The sequence below is a fragment of the uncultured Methanobrevibacter sp. genome, from assembly GCF_947169325.1.
In the GTDB taxonomy this organism is placed as follows: domain Archaea; phylum Methanobacteriota; class Methanobacteria; order Methanobacteriales; family Methanobacteriaceae; genus Methanocatella.
The window spans coordinates 1-16,821 of the sequence record NZ_CAMVPN010000007.1 but is presented as its reverse complement, the minus strand read 5'-3'; the positions used below and the strand labels follow the sequence as shown (position 1 = coordinate 16,821).

General features: G+C 39.8%; 22 protein-coding genes. 13 read left to right on the top strand and 9 right to left on the bottom strand.

Annotated features, from left to right (window positions below):
- The first annotated feature begins 91 nt into the window (after positions 1–91).
- The 4 genes from hypE to Q0W26_RS02055 are packed head-to-tail and all read left to right on the top strand — an operon-like array spanning position 92 to position 2,262.
- Positions 92–1,111 carry a hydrogenase expression/formation protein HypE gene (hypE, locus tag Q0W26_RS02070; RefSeq protein WP_298521826.1) on the top strand — a complete coding sequence of 340 codons (1,020 nt, stop codon included), beginning with the start codon at positions 92–94 and terminating at the stop codon, positions 1,109–1,111.
- A gap of 8 nt (positions 1,112–1,119) precedes the next feature.
- Complete coding sequence (locus Q0W26_RS02065; protein ID WP_298521823.1) at positions 1,120–1,521, top strand: RDD family protein; 402 nt, start codon at positions 1,120–1,122, stop codon at positions 1,519–1,521.
- A gap of 14 nt (positions 1,522–1,535) precedes the next feature.
- Positions 1,536–2,159, top strand: a complete 624-nt coding sequence (locus Q0W26_RS02060) for a hypothetical protein (protein WP_298521820.1) — start codon at positions 1,536–1,538, stop codon at positions 2,157–2,159.
- A 1-nt stretch (position 2,160) separates the two neighbouring features.
- Positions 2,161–2,262: a zinc-ribbon domain-containing protein gene (locus tag Q0W26_RS02055; RefSeq protein WP_298521818.1), complete on the top strand. Its 102-nt coding sequence runs from the start codon at positions 2,161–2,163 to the stop codon at positions 2,260–2,262.
- Here the strand turns inward: Q0W26_RS02055 and Q0W26_RS02050 are convergent, their stop codons facing one another.
- Both Q0W26_RS02050 and Q0W26_RS02045 read right to left on the bottom strand, forming a co-directional pair.
- Positions 2,263–2,730, bottom strand: coding sequence for a thermonuclease family protein (locus Q0W26_RS02050; RefSeq protein ID WP_298521816.1), 468 nt, complete (start codon positions 2,728–2,730; stop codon positions 2,263–2,265).
- 2 nt (positions 2,731–2,732) lie between these two features.
- The gene (locus Q0W26_RS02045) at positions 2,733–3,416 is read right to left on the bottom strand and encodes a PD-(D/E)XK nuclease family protein (RefSeq protein ID WP_298521814.1); all 684 of its coding nucleotides are present in this window, start codon (positions 3,414–3,416) and stop codon (positions 2,733–2,735) included.
- 125 nt (positions 3,417–3,541) lie between these two features.
- Between Q0W26_RS02045 and Q0W26_RS02040 the strand changes: the two genes are divergently transcribed.
- Positions 3,542–4,357, top strand: coding sequence for a radical SAM protein (locus tag Q0W26_RS02040; protein ID WP_298521812.1), 816 nt, complete (start codon positions 3,542–3,544; stop codon positions 4,355–4,357).
- Between the two features lie 21 nt (positions 4,358–4,378).
- Positions 4,379–5,656: a DEAD/DEAH box helicase gene (locus tag Q0W26_RS02035; RefSeq protein WP_298521810.1), complete on the top strand. Its 1,278-nt coding sequence runs from the start codon at positions 4,379–4,381 to the stop codon at positions 5,654–5,656.
- Here Q0W26_RS02035 and Q0W26_RS02030 read toward each other — a convergent pair whose 3' ends face one another.
- The 6 genes from Q0W26_RS02030 to Q0W26_RS02005 form a co-directional block, all read right to left on the bottom strand.
- Positions 5,657–6,460, bottom strand: coding sequence for a winged helix-turn-helix transcriptional regulator (locus Q0W26_RS02030; protein WP_298521901.1), 804 nt, complete (start codon positions 6,458–6,460; stop codon positions 5,657–5,659). It abuts the gene before it with no gap.
- Positions 6,461–6,922: 462 nt separating this feature from the next.
- Positions 6,923–8,329, bottom strand: coding sequence for a single-stranded-DNA-specific exonuclease RecJ (gene recJ, locus Q0W26_RS02025; protein WP_298521807.1), 1,407 nt, complete (start codon positions 8,327–8,329; stop codon positions 6,923–6,925).
- A gap of 5 nt (positions 8,330–8,334) precedes the next feature.
- Positions 8,335–8,604 (bottom strand): signal recognition particle subunit SRP19/SEC65 family protein, encoded by a 270-nt coding sequence (locus Q0W26_RS02020; RefSeq protein WP_298521804.1) that lies wholly within the window; start codon positions 8,602–8,604, stop codon positions 8,335–8,337.
- Positions 8,605–8,614: 10 nt separating this feature from the next.
- Positions 8,615–9,709, bottom strand: a complete 1,095-nt coding sequence (glf, locus tag Q0W26_RS02015) for a UDP-galactopyranose mutase (RefSeq protein WP_298521802.1) — start codon at positions 9,707–9,709, stop codon at positions 8,615–8,617.
- A 5-nt stretch (positions 9,710–9,714) separates the two neighbouring features.
- The gene (locus tag Q0W26_RS02010; protein ID WP_298521799.1) at positions 9,715–10,818 is read right to left on the bottom strand and encodes a glycosyltransferase; all 1,104 of its coding nucleotides are present in this window, start codon (positions 10,816–10,818) and stop codon (positions 9,715–9,717) included.
- Entirely contained in the window at positions 10,811–11,581 is a 771-nt protein-coding gene (locus Q0W26_RS02005; RefSeq protein WP_298521796.1) for a uroporphyrinogen-III synthase, read from the bottom strand. Before Q0W26_RS02005 ends, Q0W26_RS02010 begins: the two co-directional genes overlap by 8 nt.
- Positions 11,582–11,849: 268 nt before the next feature.
- On the opposite strand from Q0W26_RS02005, the gene Q0W26_RS02000 reads away from it, so the two are divergent.
- The 6 genes from Q0W26_RS02000 to Q0W26_RS01975 all read left to right on the top strand — a co-directional run bounded on the left by Q0W26_RS02000 (position 11,850) and on the right by Q0W26_RS01975 (position 15,070).
- On the top strand, positions 11,850–12,161 hold the full coding sequence (locus Q0W26_RS02000; protein ID WP_298521793.1) for a hypothetical protein: 312 nt from the start codon (positions 11,850–11,852) through the stop codon (positions 12,159–12,161).
- Positions 12,162–12,165: 4 nt separating this feature from the next.
- The gene (locus tag Q0W26_RS01995) at positions 12,166–12,552 is read left to right on the top strand and encodes a hypothetical protein (protein ID WP_298521790.1); all 387 of its coding nucleotides are present in this window, start codon (positions 12,166–12,168) and stop codon (positions 12,550–12,552) included.
- A 155-nt stretch (positions 12,553–12,707) separates the two neighbouring features.
- On the top strand, positions 12,708–13,166 hold the full coding sequence (locus Q0W26_RS01990) for a flavodoxin (RefSeq protein WP_298521787.1): 459 nt from the start codon (positions 12,708–12,710) through the stop codon (positions 13,164–13,166).
- The gene (locus tag Q0W26_RS01985; RefSeq protein ID WP_298521784.1) at positions 13,163–13,678 is read left to right on the top strand and encodes a flavodoxin family protein; all 516 of its coding nucleotides are present in this window, start codon (positions 13,163–13,165) and stop codon (positions 13,676–13,678) included. Before Q0W26_RS01990 ends, Q0W26_RS01985 begins: the two co-directional genes overlap by 4 nt.
- 137 nt (positions 13,679–13,815) lie before the next feature.
- Complete coding sequence (locus tag Q0W26_RS01980; RefSeq protein WP_298521781.1) at positions 13,816–14,700, top strand: hypothetical protein; 885 nt, start codon at positions 13,816–13,818, stop codon at positions 14,698–14,700.
- Positions 14,701–14,839: 139 nt separating this feature from the next.
- Complete coding sequence (locus tag Q0W26_RS01975; RefSeq protein WP_298521779.1) at positions 14,840–15,070, top strand: AbrB/MazE/SpoVT family DNA-binding domain-containing protein; 231 nt, start codon at positions 14,840–14,842, stop codon at positions 15,068–15,070.
- Between the two features lie 42 nt (positions 15,071–15,112).
- Here Q0W26_RS01975 and Q0W26_RS01970 read toward each other — a convergent pair whose 3' ends face one another.
- Positions 15,113–16,411, bottom strand: coding sequence for a hypothetical protein (locus Q0W26_RS01970; protein ID WP_298521777.1), 1,299 nt, complete (start codon positions 16,409–16,411; stop codon positions 15,113–15,115).
- A 127-nt stretch (positions 16,412–16,538) separates the two neighbouring features.
- On the opposite strand from Q0W26_RS01970, the gene Q0W26_RS01965 reads away from it, so the two are divergent.
- Complete coding sequence (locus Q0W26_RS01965; protein ID WP_298521775.1) at positions 16,539–16,724, top strand: hypothetical protein; 186 nt, start codon at positions 16,539–16,541, stop codon at positions 16,722–16,724.
- The last annotated feature ends 97 nt before the right edge of the window (positions 16,725–16,821 follow it).

The following is a 16,821-nucleotide window of genomic DNA, read 5'->3' as shown; positions in this document are numbered from 1 at the left end:
ATTTTTCAACTCATTTTTTTAAAAAATTAACTATAATTATATACTTGTTTTTACATAATCATTTATTGATAATAGATTATTAGGAGATATAATGTCAGACGATAAAATCAGTATGAATCATGGTGCCGGCGGAGAAGTGATGGCCAATTTGATTGCCAGCACCGTTTTAGATAATATCACCAAAAAAAGCGTAAACGGTGGTATTAGTTTAGACGCATTGGATGATGGAGCTTCCATTCCGCTCGGCGATTGGGAAATTGTAGTGACTACTGATGGTCATACTATTGACCCTTTATTCTTCCCTGGAGGAGATATCGGTAGGATTTCCGCAGCAGGAACAATCAATGATGTTTCCGTAATGGGTGCACGTCCGTTGGCTATTTCCAACGCAATAATTATGCAGGAAGGATTTCCTATAGATGATTTGGACAAAATCATGAAATCCCTTAACGAAACCTGTGAAGAGGTTGACGTGGCCGTAATCACCGGAGATACAAAGGTAATGCCTCAGGACAAGCTTGACGGAATAGTCATGGTGACTACAGGAATCGGAATCGCCAAGAAAGGTGAAGTGATAAGGGATTCAACTTTGCAGGTCGGCGATAAGATTATCGTCACAGGCAGTTTGGGTGACCATGGAATGAGTCTCATGTCATTCAGGGAAGGTTTCGGTTTTGACACTGATTTGAAGTCCGATGTGGCTCCTATGTGGAATATTATCAAAAAAGCTTTAGATATTGGGGGAGTTACTGCAATGAAAGACCCTACCCGTGGAGGATTTGCAAACGCAATCAACGAAATGGCCTCAAAAGCGGGAGTGGGAGTTGTTTTGGAACAGGATGCGATTCCGATAAGGGACGAAGTTCATGCAGTATCTGAAATGTTAGGCATTGATCCGTTTGAAGTAGCCAACGAAGGAAAAGTGGTCATGGGAGTTAAGGCCGATAAGGCGGAGGAAATCCTTGAAGCCATCAAAGGTGAAAAATATGGTGAAAATGCAGCTATAATCGGTGAAGTTGTCGAAGGAGACTATGTGGTTGTAAACACTCCTATCGGCGGTGAAAGAATCCTTGAAGCACCTATAGCCGATCCGGTTCCTAGAGTTTGTTAGGTGATAACATGGTAAGTGTTTTTTCAAGAAGAATAATTGCATATGTGATTGATTTCTTTGTAGTTTCCGCAGTGATGTGGATATTGGCATATTTATTATCTCTGGTATTTGGTCCAATGGATGTCCTTGGAGTTTATTCAGTTTTCCCATATATTGCTCCGATATTAGGATTTGCTTACTTTGTAGTCTTTGAATGCTTTAAAGGAGCAACCATTGGTAAGGCATTAATGTATCTGGAAGTCAAATCCAGAAATGGAGCTAATATTAATTTGCCACAGGCTATTGTTCGCAATCTGACCAAAATTTATTGGATTCCAATCATTTTTGACTGGCTTGTCGGCAGATTCATGAACACTGACAGATTATTTGGAAACCTTACAAGAACTGTGGTTATAAACAGTTCTCAATAGAATTATTAGGGATTATGATTAAAAAAGTTCAAGTTCTTTGGTATTTAAACAAAGATGATTTAGAAAACTATTGCATCGACTTTAAGGAATACAAATCCCATAAGCTTGAAGGATATGAGATTTGTGATGTCGATGAGGATTTGATTTTTGATTTATGCGACAGGGATCCGGACAGGCTGGAGCCCATCGGATATTTCAAAAACAGAAAGGAGATTGAAAAATATCTCTCAGATACCATTACCAACAATGAGTATGACCTTGAAATAGGCTCTCCAGAGCTTGAAGGTAAAATTAAAAAAGCATGCGACAGCATTGAATTTTCAGGAGAGGACTACTACATTTCCATTGATGACGGCGAAAGGATTGCCTCATGGTTTGACGCATTAAGACATGAATATAACAGTGCGTCCAAGGATAACGTGTGGATTTTGGCAGTAACGGGATATGATCCTTATGATTTGTCACTGACGGGAAAGACACTGTCATTTATCTTGGCGGATATCCTGAACCTGAACGAGTCTTCCCTTGATGACATGATTCCCAACAAGGGACACATCAGCGTTGAGGAATGGAATTCAATACTGGACAAGATGTATAAGAAAAACAAGATTCATTTAGGATTGCATAGGGTGGTTTAATATGATATGTCCGATTTGCGGTTCAGTGCTTGATGATTATGCACCGTACTGTGAAAACTGCGGTTTTAATCCGGATTTGGATTTTGATGATTGGGAAGAGTAGCTACACTTCCCCTTTTTTGAATTCGCTTGGCTCGAAATATGATATTTTAGCAATGCCTGAGTCGATAAGCTCTCTGTTAATGTCAGCGCTGTCAGTGTAAACTATCGCCAATGTGCGGCCATATTTGTCTGTCGGCTGTGCATCGTCAATGTCAAGATATACTATTTTTCCAAGGCATTTGTCTTCAACAAACTTTTTTGCATCGCTGAATCCTGATTCGTTTAAGTCAGGGGTTTTCACCTGGCTCAGTTGAACCTTTCCGACACCATAGACTTCAATTGTATTTCCGTCAACCACATTAACGCATTTGCCCGCATTTTCATAATGTATTGTCCTGCCGTCTACAGTTATTGTCCCTGTCCTGTTTTCGATGGTGTTGTCATCTCCGAGAAATGCGTTTGCCAATGTCAGTGCAATGGTTATGGCAAAAATAACCAGCAGAATCAGGGAAATCTTTTGCTTGTTCATAACTAATCTCTTTTGAAGTGTTCACAATAACGTTTGTATCTGCATGACCTGCACTTGTTCGGATTTTTGGTTGGAATGAATGGCTTTGAACCTTCAAGAAGACCCTGCATTCTCTCGATTGTGAATCTTATTTCCTTTTCGACTTCGGGTGTGAATACCTCTATCCAGAAGAGGTTTGATGTTCCGCGCTCCCTAAGTGCTCCTTTTATTTTTCTTGTCTCTCCTGTCATGCTCTTGTATGCAAGGCAGTATGCCCTTACCTGGTTCATTGTTGAAAAGTATGGTGTGCGTCCAGGCTTGTCGTCGATTATCACGATTTCATCAGGCTTCATCCATATTTCATCGATGAATCCCCTTATTCCGAATTCCGGTGCAACCACAAAGCATTCCCTTGACATTAACGCCTCGCTTTTGGATGCTTCGACTGCATCCTCAAAGCTTGTAGGTGTCGCATCCTTTTTGAAGGCCTCTTCAAGCTGGTTGTGGATGTCGCTTCCATGTGTCATTTCAGGTGTGGCTGCAGTTTCTATCCCTTTCATGTATATCTGGTATTCGCAATATCCTTGCTGGTTGAGCCAACTAATGGGGAAATTGTTTTTACCTTCAATAATTTGAACACCTTTGATGGAAGGATGCTCTTTAATTGCATAACTCTTTTCGTATTCGGTAATGTTTTTTTGTTCCATAATGTTATTATGTATTTCTTAATACTTTACATTTGCTCTCTCGCAGGTTCTATAAATAGTGGTTTCGATAGATTATATTCATGCACTATGTAACTTCCAAAAGCATCCTCTCTAAAAATAATGGGATGAACCTTTACAGGGGCTGCACCCACGGATGCATCTACTGCGACTCCAGAAGCAAGAAGTATGGGATGAACCATGCCTTTGAAGACATTGAAGTCAAGGAAAACTATCTTGAGCTTTTGAAAAAGGAACTGAGAAAAAGAACTCCTTCAATGATTGGAACAGGTGCCATGACTGACCCCTACATTCCTCTTGAGAAGCATTTGGGTCATGTGCGAAACACATTGGAGCTGATTTACAGTTACGGTTTCGGATTCACCTGCATCACAAAATCAGACCTTGTTTTAAAGGACCTTGACCTGCTTAAAAAGATCAATGAAAAGGCAAGGGTAGTGATTCAGATGACATTAACGACTGCAGACGACGATTTGTGCGGAATACTGGAGCCTCATGTATGTCCCACTTCAAGGCGTGTTGAGGTCTTAAACATTCTTAAGGAGGAAAACATTCCGACAGTCGTCTGGCTGTGTCCGATTCTTCCATACATCAACGACACCGAGGAGAACATCAACTCCATTTTGGATTACTGCATCGAAACAGGCGTTAAGGGAATATTCTGCCATGGAATGGGAATGACTCTTAGAGAGGGCAATCGCGAGTATTTCTACCAGAAGCTTGATGAGCATTTTCCAGGACTTAAGGAAAAGTACATCAGAAACTACGGCGATTCATATCAGATTCCGTCACCTGACGAAAAGAATCTCATGAGAATTTTTAAAAGAAGAACCCATGAGAACAACATTCTCAACAACTTCAATGAAGTATTCAGCTTTTTGAATGAGTTTCCACAAAAGTCATACCAAAGCAAATTATTTTAATTCTGTTTTTTAAATATTAATATGATGAAATTCAGTGACTTTGATATTTCCAACGATATTTTGAAGGCCATTGACGGGATGGGCTTTGAGAGGACCACTCCTATTCAAAAGATTGCAATCCCCCTTGAGCTTGAAGGCCGTGACATTACCGCCCAGGCACAGACAGGCTCAGGAAAGACAGTTGCATTTGCGATTCCTATTCTGGAGAAGGTTTTCATTGAAGACAAATCTCCACAAGCAATAATCCTCTGTCCGACAAGGGAGCTTTGCATTCAGGTGGCAGGCGTCATCGATGAGGTCGGAAAACACATCAAAAAGCTCAAGTGCCTTGCTGTTTATGGAGGCCAGCCAATAGGAAAGCAGACAAGAGTCCTTAAAAAGGGAGTCCATATAGTGGTTGGAACTCCCGGACGTGTAATCGACCATATCGAAAGGGGGAACCTTGATTTGATAGGCATCGAAACTGTCGTTTTGGATGAGGCCGATGAAATGTTAGACATGGGATTTCGGGAGGACATCGAGAGGATATTAAGAGACACTCCTCACCAAAGGCAGACCCTGCTTTTCTCAGCGACAATACCGACTGAAATCAAAAGGATTGCAAAAAATTATCAGAAGAATCCGAAGTTCATAAAGATTGATTCAAACAGGAAAACCTCACCTAAAATCACACAGTATTCTTTCAGGACAAATCATAAGTACAAGTTCGATGACCTGTGCAAGATTTTTGAGGCTTATAATGTCAAATCGGCTTTGATATTCTGCAACACCAAATCCGGTGTTGATTTTGTCTTCAAAAACCTTAAAAAATCAGGATATTCTGCTGAAGCTCTTCATGGTGACATGTCCCAAAAGACCCGTGACAGGGTAATGAACAAATTCAGAAACGGTAATGTCAGATTTCTGGTGGCTAGTGATGTGGCTGCCCGTGGCCTTGACATAAACAATTTAGATGTCATCATCAACTATGACGTGCCGCAGAACATGGACGGATATACCCACAGGATTGGAAGAACCGCCCGTGCTGGAAATGCAGGATTTGCGTTCACCATGGTCACCAAACAGGATGAGCATGCATTCAATAACATAAAATCCAAATCTAAAATCACAGAAAAGAAGGTTCCGTCTGACAGCGAAATCGAAGCCATCAAGGATAAGGCAATAATGGATAAGGTCAAATCTTCAGTTGAGAATGACGATTTGGAGAAGTATCTAAAAATAGTAAAGGAAAATTCCTCAAAAAATATTTCAAGTGATGAGATAGCTGCAAGTCTATTAAAAATGATGAGGGAAAAGTAGTTATTTTCCGCCATCAATAATATTGAATTTTATTTTTTCGTTTTCAAGTTCACGTGTGAATGCTTTGCTCATGTCCCCTACACAGATTGCAAGAACGTTGAGCCCTTTGCGGGCTGCATTTGCAGTTGCTTGAGGCGCAGCATATTCTATGTCAATTGGCAAGCCTAATTTTTTAACGACAGCACGTGAAACTGTTCCTGCAACGGCAACCTTGTCGACTTTTGCGCCGGTGTTGGTTCCGTTTTCATAAACCTTTTTGATAAGGTCCAAGTCGCAGGATTTGGATCCGCCGTCCTTGATTGTAGGCACGTTGATTACTGTAACTTCACCGACATTCATGTCAATGAGTCCGGTAAGGTTGGTCAGGGCAACGTCCATGTTCGCTTCTGCGTCTTCAAGAACAATGCCTGTTGCATTTTCTTCTTTTTTGTGGGCGTATAATACTCCGTCTTCCATGAAAAGCCCAACAATATCATCTTTTTTAAGTTCTTCACGAGCAATAGCGGGCCATATTGTTTTATAATGATTCATTGTTTCGAGAACTGAATCGGAATATTTTCTTAAGCTGATTGCGTCCTTTTTGACTTTGTCGATACCTGATTGGGTTATTTTATATGGTGACCTTCCGTCTTTGGAAGTAATATAGCCCAATTCGATTAATGTTTTGATGTTTTCGGAAACTGCCTGTATTGTAATCCCTAATGTATTAGCCAAATCTTTTTGTTTGAGGTGTGGATCTTGTTTGGATATTTCACTTAATATCTGGAAGTGTGTAAGAGCACCTCTTTTTTTGAATGCTTTCATCATTTTTCATCCCTCTTTGACATGTGTCTCTTGATTTTTCAAGTTGATTGGAATCCCATTATATTCTATTAAAAACCATTTTTAGGTTCTAATAAGTTTTATTTTTTATAACAAGTGGATTTTTGATTTTTATTTCCACAAGTAAGTTTTAATTAAAGTTGTTTAGTGTATAAACCAGTTTATAGTTTATCTACTATTCCTGAGTTAGATATCATTCGCCAAATTATTCCGTGGGTTAATATTTGGACAATACGATTCAAATGATATTAAATCAATTCAATTGTTAATATTGGAAATTTAAATGATTTGATGTATTTGATAGTCCCATATTTTTCCGGATTAAATATTATGATAGTCAACATGGGCTTTTTCAAACCCTCCATTTTTGAGTCTAAATGGTGGTCAACTCCTCAATTGAAATTGATATAATTTATATTTTTATTTTATTATATATATAGGTAATTAATTTATAAGCTTACCATTCAACTCAGAATTAAATCTATCAAGGAACTCTGACTTTTTATCAATCGGAATGTATGCACCGCAGGCCATGGCATGCCCTCCTCCGCTTCCTCCAACTTCAGAGGCAATTTTGCGGATGATGTTTCCGAAATGGATTCCGTCATATGAAAGCAGTCTGGAGCATCTCAGTGAAACCTTAAGTCCGTCATTGTCGGTTTGGGTAAATCCTATGATTGGCTTTTTCCAGTTGCAGTGTCCCAATATCATTCCTGTCACTGTACCTACGATTTCAGGCTTGATTCCGTCACCGTCAAAGTACTGCAGGTTTTCCATTTCGATGATTTTTGTCTCATCTCCTTCAGTGACCTTTTCGATTGAGGTTGCAAGATTGTACCGGTGTGTCTTACTGATTGATTCCAGCTCGTCCAGCGCAATAATCCTGTCCCCTTTAAGGACTTCCATTGCAACAACTTCCTCATGGTTTCTTCCGCAAGCGTTCATTGCTGTTGAAAACTCTGAAGCATCCCTGAGGAAGCTTTCCTCATCCTCTTTAAGGAATGTGTATGAGTCTCCGATAATCAGCTGAGGGATGTATCTTACGTATCTTCCGGGAACGACTTTGGAAATCATCTCAACCAGTTTCTGGAAAACTTTTCCCTTCTCCTCCATTGTCAGTTCGTTCAAGGTTTTCCTGTTGTGCTTCTCATCAATTCCAAGCTCTTCTAAAATGGCCATGGTTTCCGTGGTGTTGTTTGTAATAGGCAGTTTCACGTCACTGAAATAAGAAAGCGCCACAAAAAGAGGCCTTGTATTTCGTCCGTATATGTTGAGGTCGTTTTCAATTAGTTCAAGGTATCCTCCGTCTATTGCGTCCTGCTGGATGATTTCATTAAGCCCTTCGAAATGCCCTGTCTTGGTATTCTGCATATCTCCGATTGCAGAGAGCACTCCTATCCAGCTTAAATCACTGTATCCGAATTCCTTTGCCAGAAAATAGCATAGTCCCCCGCCGCACACGTAATATGACCCGTCAATTCCGTGATGGAGAGGATTGATTTCAAGATAGGTGTAATCCTTGTCATCCTTGTAGTCAAGATCCCTTAATGGTGGATGGTGGTCAAGGATGATGATTTTCTGTCCGTTTTTGGCATTTGTCGTAATATTCTGGCCTGAGCCCAAATCGGAAAAGATTGTAAGCTCATGGGTCAGTTCAATGTCGTCAAGGACATCCAAATTCACGAATTCGATTTCATGAGGCTTGTTCTGCCTGTCTAGTATGGTTGATAGTATTGCACCTGAACAGATTCCGTCGCAGTCGATGTGGGAGTATACCTTAATGTCTTCTGCGTTTTCGATAATCTCACGTGCCTGGACGTACTGTTCGTGCATCAGTTGTGGTATTTGCATAGTAATCAGTTTCTAATCTCTTTAATCTTTATGCTAACTTCTTTTAACAGTTCTAATTTTGTGCCTTCCCATTCAACAAGGATTCTGCCGGATTTTTCATACCATTTTCCAGGGTATGCCCTTTCCTTGTCAATGGTGTATTTCAAACCTAACCTTTTAAGAGCCCTCTCGATGTCTGAAAGGGAAGGATCTGCTACGGCAATCTCCTTTGAGACCTTGCGCCCTTCGCTCAATGTCAGGTTATTGTCAAGATATTGTGGCCATATGGTAATCATCTAATCACCTTTATTTGATTTGATTTTCAAAGACTTCCAAGGCGTCCTTCACAACCAGGTCCATGTTGTAGTATTTGTACTTGGCAAGCCTTCCTAAAAATATGACGTTTTCTTCTTTTTCCATTTCAGCTTCATAGAGCTTGAACTTGTCGAGGTATTCCTGGGTAGGATAAGGATAGCATTTCTCTCCGTTGAATCCAGGATACTCCCTCATGATTGCGGTTTTTCCTTCGACTTCCTGCCAGGTAAGCTTCTTGAACTCGGTAATCCTTGTGAAGTAAGGGTCGTTCGGATAGTTGACGACTGCAACTTCCTGGAATGAATCCTCATCCAAAATCTCGTAAACGAAGTTGAGGCATCTGTAGAGGAGTTCTCCGTACTTGTAGTTGTAGAAGTAGTCGATAGGACCAGTGTAGATCAGGGTTTCATAGTTGATGCCATCGATGACGTCCTTGTAGTCGGTGTCAAGCATCACATGAATCTTGTCTGATGCTGCCATGTTTTCACACATCCTTGTGAATCCTTCCTTAGGCATTCCCTGATATGCGTCAGCAAAGTACCTGTCGTCATGGTTGAATCTGAAAGGGATTCTTGAAATGACGCTTGAGCTCAAGTTTGCCGCTGAAGTTCCCCACTGCTTTTCGGTGTAGTTTTTGAAAAGCTTTTCGTAGATGTCACGGCCTGCATTTTTCAAAACGACGTCTTCGGAGGATTTGACCTCGTCAATGTCTTCCTTGTGCTCATCAATCCATTCCTTCATGGAATCCTCATCCAAATCAAGGTCATAGAGTGCGTTGAGTGTGTCGATGCAGATTGGCATAGGCACGAGCTTTCCGTCCACATAGCTTAAAACCCTGTGCACATAATCGTTCCACTCGGTGAAGCGGGAGAGATAGTCATGGACGGTCTTTTCAGTGGTATGGTAGATGTGCGGTCCGTATTTCTGAACCAGAATGCCGTCGTCATAAAAGTCATATACGTTTCCACCAATGTGGTTTCTCTTTTCGATAATCAGGACCTCTTCGTCCAGTTCGCTTGTAATCCTTTCGGCTATTGTCAGACCGGAAAGTCCGGCTCCGACAATCACATATTTATAATCCTTCATAATCATTACTCCTTTGAGGTCAATATTTTGGTTTCAAGTGCTGTTGTCATTGTTGACATTAACATCTTGGATTTGAAATCTCTGTTGTGGATTTTCTTAAGCCTTTTCACTTTGCTTAAGAGCAGTTCGTTTTCGCTTTTGGTGAAAGGTGAGCCTTTCCAGGTATGCATCCAGTGAAGCAGATGCGGATTCAATGACACGTTCTGCACAACGCTTGAAAATCCTTCGGTTTTCTTTCTGCAGTATATGTAGGCTTCCATAAGCTCATCCAAAAGCCTGACATTAACGTTGTTGGTAATGGATTTGTCATCAGGCAAATCCCTGATGTAATAATCATAGGAAATGAAATTGTTCAGATAGACGATTCCTTCGGCGTTCAGAAGCGCTTCGAGGGTGAATGCCATGTCGTCGCCTGTGACGTACTTCTTAAAGCGCATGTCATTGTCCATGATAAGTTCCCTTTTGTAGATTTTGCACCATACTGAGGGCTGCATTTTTAAAAGGTCAGGTTCCTGCTCGATATTGTCGACATGGATGACGTCAATAGGTCCGTTCCTTGAATAGGTCACTTCCTGGGTTTTTCCATATAGGAATCTCTCAACGACATTGTCCCAGATTACATCCGGAATGTCCAGGAAGTTTGCAGACTCGAAAGTCTCATCAGGATATGCGCTTTCCAAATCGTCCTCATACGGGGAGTATGACTTCTGAACGTATCCTCCGTATTCGAATATTCTCCTGAACCTTGCAAAGGCCAAATCGACATCGTATTTCTTGATTGTATTGTAGAGGACTTCACATGCATCTGGTGTGTATCTGTCATCCGGGTCTAAAAACATGATGTAGTCGCCTGTGGCGGCTTCAATGCCTGTATTTCTTGGAGTGTGCGCTCCTCCACTGTTGGTTTTGTGATGTATTGCAACACAGCAGTCATACTTTTCAGCATATTCATCGATAATCTTGTCTGATCCGTCTGTTGAGCAGTCGTTGACCATGATGATTTCAAGATTTTCATTTCCAATTGTCTGATTGATTAGGGAGTCAATTCCTCCTTTCAAATGAGGTCCGACATTGAAAATAGGTAAGATAATGCTTATTTTATCATTCATTTGTCTCTCTCCATGTCTTGAATAATAATTCCATCATATCTGGAACGGTGTAAGTGTCAGGGTAAATGTGGGCAACATCGTATTTGTCAAGGACCTTTGCTGTAATCGGGCCGATGCAGACTGTCAATAGATTGTCATTTAAAAGTTCTGCCAGTTTTGCTTTGTCATCAGCTATTTCAAAGAAGTTTTCAACAGTCAGTGGGCTTGTAAATGTGATTGCGTCAATTTCTGAGTTTTCGATTTTACTCATCAAATCCTTTATTGATTTTTCATCCATCGGAAAGAGTGACTTGTAAGCCTCGGCTAAAATGACTTCGTTTCCAAGTTTTTCAAGCTCTTCAGGTAGTATTGGCCTTGCAGAAGCGGTTCTTGGAATTCCGATAATCTGATTTGTTATTTCGCGTTTTTTAAACTCTTCGATAAGGCCTTCTGCAGTGAAATCCTCAGGCATCAAATCGACGTTAAGTCCATTTTTTTCGGCCAGTTTTCCGGTCTTGTTTCCAATCACTGCCAATTTGCAGCTCAGGGTTTTTAAGAAATCCGGATAGAACCTGTTGAGGGAAACGATTGTTGTAGGTGATGTGAATATGATCCAATCAAGATCGTCCTTTCTTTTGACCAGATTTTTCAAGGATTCGCTGTTGACCGGTTCCAAATCAAGTGTAGGTGCAAGAACTGCACTGCCTCCCAATTTTTCAACAATCTCACAAGCCTTTTTTGCCCTATCCTTAGGCCTTGTTATTGCAACAACGGGTTTTGACATTTTATATTACCTTCATTAATTTATAATGTTATATATTTTGTTTTTGTTTGTTTATAATGTTTGTTAATTTAATTTTAATTAAAATTGCTCTGACAATGTAAAATTGTTCCAACTTCGTAAAATTGTTGTAATAGTGTTAAATTTACTTCAAAGTGAAATTTAATTAGTTAAATTTATATTTGAGTGAGTATATAGTATATTTGGCGGTGAATTTTATTATAATTTAAGCATTTGGTTGTTGAACGATATTAATTAAAATGGTGAATATATGTTAACTGATAGAGATAACATTTTCAATCCTAACATTCCGTTTGATGATGAGGATTTAAAAAAATATGAAACATTTTTAATCCATTTGAGTAAAAAATATGGTCTTGGTGAAGTTTCTTTTAAACCAAAAAACAAAAGGGACTGGGATTCTATGGCTACTTTTAATATTGCCACTCCTAATGATTGGTCTTTTAAGCAAGTTCGTAGAATTTCTCACATGATTGTTGATGATTCTCTTGAATTTTCAAGAAACGAAGGTTTGATGTATATTTTCAATAACTCTGCCACTGTACTCACTCAAGAGAGGTGATCATATGGTTCATGCATTTGTGCCTGAACATTTATTTGAATTGGCGGATTATCTGAATAATCATCAATTTAATTCTGAAAAATATGACCTTCAATGTATTAGGAGAACCATTGTCAACCGTCTTTATTATGCAAGTTATTTGCATGCCAAAGAATGGATTTTGGTTAATGGTAATTTCAATAGTTTGGATGATTATAGTGATGAATCAAGTATGCATCTGGCTATTGTATATGGTTTGCGAAAGTTACACCAATATAAACTGGCTGATGATTTCTTTGATTTCAAGGAATTGAGAAAAGACGCCGATTATGACATCGTCAGAATCATTGATGAAGATGATGTTAAAGAGGCATACGACTTTGCGAATGCTATTTTTAGCATGTTGCAGTGAATATTTTTTTTTTAAAATTTGCCAAATTGCTTTCATCTTGTAAAATTGTTTTTGTTTTGGAATTTCCAGTTGTCTTTGTAATGTTTTTTTAATTGATTGTTGCGAATGTTAACAATTATATATCATTAGATTCATATTTACTATTAGGTGATAAAATGAGCAATGTTTTGGTAGCGTATTTCTCGGCAAGCGGAGTTACAAAAGATGTGGCAGAAAGGATTGCTGGTGAAAACGGATATGATATTTTTGAAATCGAACCGGTGGAAAAATATACTCCTGCAGATTTGGACTGGACAGACAAGAATTCAAGATCAACAATCGAGATGAACGACAAGTCATTCCGGCCTCCAATCAAGGAGTCATGTGACGTTTCAGCATATGATACTGTCGTTATAGGATTTCCGGTATGGTGGTACACCGCACCGTCAATTATCAACACATTCATAGAAAGCGTTGATTTGACCGGAAAGACAATCAAGCTCTTCTGCACATCAGGAGGTTCCGGAATCGACAAATGCGTAAGCGACCTTCAGGCAGCATACTCTGAACTCGACTTTGCAAGGGGAATGAGATTCATGGGGGATGTTTCAAAAGCCAAGGGGTGGATAGAATGAATAAGAAAGTTATTGTAATCAGTTCCTCACCGAGAATAGGGGGAAATTCAGACACCTTGTGCGATGAATTTGTAAGAGGAGCATTGGACGGAGACAATGCCGCTGTAAAATACAATCTCGAAGAGATAAGGTTCCATGCATGCAAGGCCTGTATGAAATGCAAAACCCCTGAGATGAAGTGCTTCCAGGAAGACGGGCTTGCGGAAGTCCTCGACAAGATGATGGAAGCTGATGTCATCGTATATGCGACTCCAATCTATTACTATTCAATGTGCGGAACCCTCAAGAGGTTTTTTGACAGATGCTATCCTATATTCAACCAGCTGGAGGACAAGGACTATTACATCATAACATCGGCGGGAGCTTCAAACGGAAATGCTCTGATTGGAATTAGGGATTTCATCAGCTTTTCCAAAAACCCGACTGAAAAGGCAGTGTTTACCGTCATAGGCGATGCAAAGTCTCAGCCGGAACTTTTAAAGGAAGTCTATAATGCAGGTCTGGACTGCTGAGGTGGGGGCAAGTTCCCCCCATAAAAATTTTAATGATTGAACATTTCTTTTATTTTTTGATATAAAACTGTTCAAAATTCAAAGTAACTTATTTTTTAACCTAATTTTTATTAACCATGACTGCAATAACTATCATTATGAATAATAGAAAATTTTTGATATTGATATCACTGGTTTTAATGGGAATGGTTCTTGCAGGAGCAGTTTGTGCAAGTTCCCAGTCTCTTGAACTGTACGGCGTCAAATTGACTATTCCTGATGGTTATGAGGAAGTCACTGGCGATGCAGTAGATAATGAGATTAATGAATATGATGAATTCACTGTAAATGCATATTACAGGGGCTATTTGGATAATGACAATAATTATCTTGGAATTTCGGTTGAAAAATACAGCGGCGATCCAAGTCTTGACGATTTGAGATTTGAAAATGAGGTGGATAAGGAAATAGGTGGCGTTAAAGGATTATACTCACAGGATGATTTGCATCACTTCACTTATTACGATGGTGATAAGGTTGTTATGATTAGCGCCAATGACATTTCCACCATTGAGGAGGTAATGGGCGCTAATGCAACAGCCGGCGAAGCCTCAGAAAGCGCTGAAGCAAAAGTCGAATCAGTTTCATTCACAGGTGGGGATGTCAGCACGGTTTCAATGTTTGACTCTGTGGATGTCACAGGCCAAATCGTGATGGACCTATCTTCAGTTGACGATGCTGAAATGAAACTCCTTAAAAAGAATTACGAAACAAAAGAGCAGACTGAATCCAAGGACATTAAGGACAATAACGTCGGCGATCTGAAATGGAAGGTGAAAATTCCTGGCACAACCTCGGAAATTAAGGTTTCATCAGCTTCATTTGATGGAGATAAGGTGACTTTGGATGTCCACGGAAAGATATATGAATATTCCACTCCTGGAGGAAGCGGTTCAATTAATGTGGATAAGTATGATAATGCAATGGTGAAAATCATCTTCTTTGATGAAAATTCACAGGAACACTCAATAATCGCAAAATAAGAATTTAAAGTTGGGAAACTGTCGTGTTGTGTTTCCCAATCGCTGTTTTTTTTAACCATATTTGTTTTATTTCAATTTTCTGATTTTGGGGAAAGATATATATGTTGTGAAAAAATATATGTGGTTAGGTGGTGATTAAATGGTAAGCGTTACCAGGATTTATGATAAATTTCAAACTGTCATACCTTCCGAAATTCGCAGAGAATTCAATTTGAATAAATCATATAATGTTGAATGGAATATTAATGAAAATGGAAAAGTAGAATTGGAATTCATTAAAAATTTAACATTGGAGGATATGATTGGCAGATATTCTGCTAATGAAAAAATAAATTCCGTTAAATTAAAACATGCTTTTAAGAATTGTTAAATTATCGGAATTTAAAAAAATTAGGAAAGATGTTAATCTTTCCTATCCTTTAAAAGGATTTGAACTGTTGTACTCTTTGCCGTCAACAGTCAATGTAAACTCACCATAATCGATTTCACCAGATACTTCCAGACTTGAAACGGAACTGTCACCAGTTAATGTCCATTTTGAACCGTCAGCCACTTTAACTGTTGTGTTTCCGGTTGAATTTATCACTCCGGTAAACTCTGTGTTTTTCATTGTCCAAGTGAGAGAACTTATTGAATCGACAATGACATTACCGTCTATCTTTTCGTTGTCGGTATTGACTTCAGCAACCCCTCCGTTGGAGCCAGTGTTTCCCCATTGGTTTTGGCCTGCAATCTCTAAGAATGTTCCGCTGCCGAAGCTTAACTCGGTGTTGTCTAAGTTAATGACACATGCTGTGTTTGTCACGTGAAACATCGGAGCTTCCTTGTAAACAGGTGAGTCTTCAGCTATTGTGAGTTTTGAGTTTTTAGCAGTAAAGAGTGATGTTCCAACATCAGCATCCCCGCTCATGGACTGGTAGATGAACACTCCACCCAAATCTACATATTCGTCACCGTCCTGCCTGTTACCTCCGGCGTAACCTGTCAGGTCACAGTTAGTAAGTTCGATTGAGTTTTTACCTTCAATGCATGCAATCTGTGAGACATATGCAGTACCTTTGGTGTTGTCTGCAGTGATGTTTCCTGTTGAGTATATCAAAGGTGAACCTCTGCCTGAGTCCTTGCTCACACCGGTGTTGATTTCTGAGTTTGAAACGTGCACTTCACCTTCTCCACGGTCTGTAGCAAGTGCTGCACAGCTTTGACCGTCAGTGTTTATGATGACGTTTTGTGCAGTGATTTTACCGTTGTAGGTTGCATCAAGGCCTCTTGACTTGTCTGAGTGGGTAGTGATTTTAACGTTGTTTATGTTTGCTACTGTAGTTCCTTCAACTGTGCTTTGGCCAGGCTGGCCGCCGCCGTTTCCGTCAGGGGCTTGTCCGCCTTCACCTGAACCTTCACCTGATGGCATTTCAGGAGGCTGTCCTCCGTCACTACCTTGAGCTTCTCCACCACCCATGGCTTCTGGAGGCTGTCCTCCGTCTCCGCCCTGAGCTTCAGCTGAAGAGCTGCTGTTGTCAACGGTGGTTTCGGCGTTGGTTACAAAGATTCCGTTTGATCCCTTGGAGTTTGTGTTGATTTCAACGTTTGAAATGTCCAGTGTTCCGTTTGTATTTACAAGAATCGCTGAGTTGACGCCGTAAAAGTCAGCATCGTCACCGGAAGTGGCAGTGTCACCTGTCTTGTTTAAAATTGAATCGGCAAGTTTCAATGCACCTCCGTTTTTAACTAAAATCGCATTGACTTCGCTTGCATCAGCATGATATAATCCTTTGCTTTCATCTAAGATATTTAAATATGATCTTAAGATTATTCTACTAAAACCATATGTATTTGCTATGTTAATAGTTGCACTTATATATTCTTATCTCATTCTATCAAGTGAGATAATACTGGGAATATCTGACACAGCTCCCTTCTCAGGCTGGAGCTTCGGAGCATTCCTTGGAAAAACTACGATGGTTTCACTTCTTGTAAGTTTCTTTATTCTTTCAAATCTGTATTCAAAGAGACAGAATAAATAAAGCAGGGAGTGTTAATATATTAGTTTTTGATAAAACAGGAACATTAACTGAAGATCATTTAGATATAAAAGGCTTTGTTACAACAAGATTAAATGGA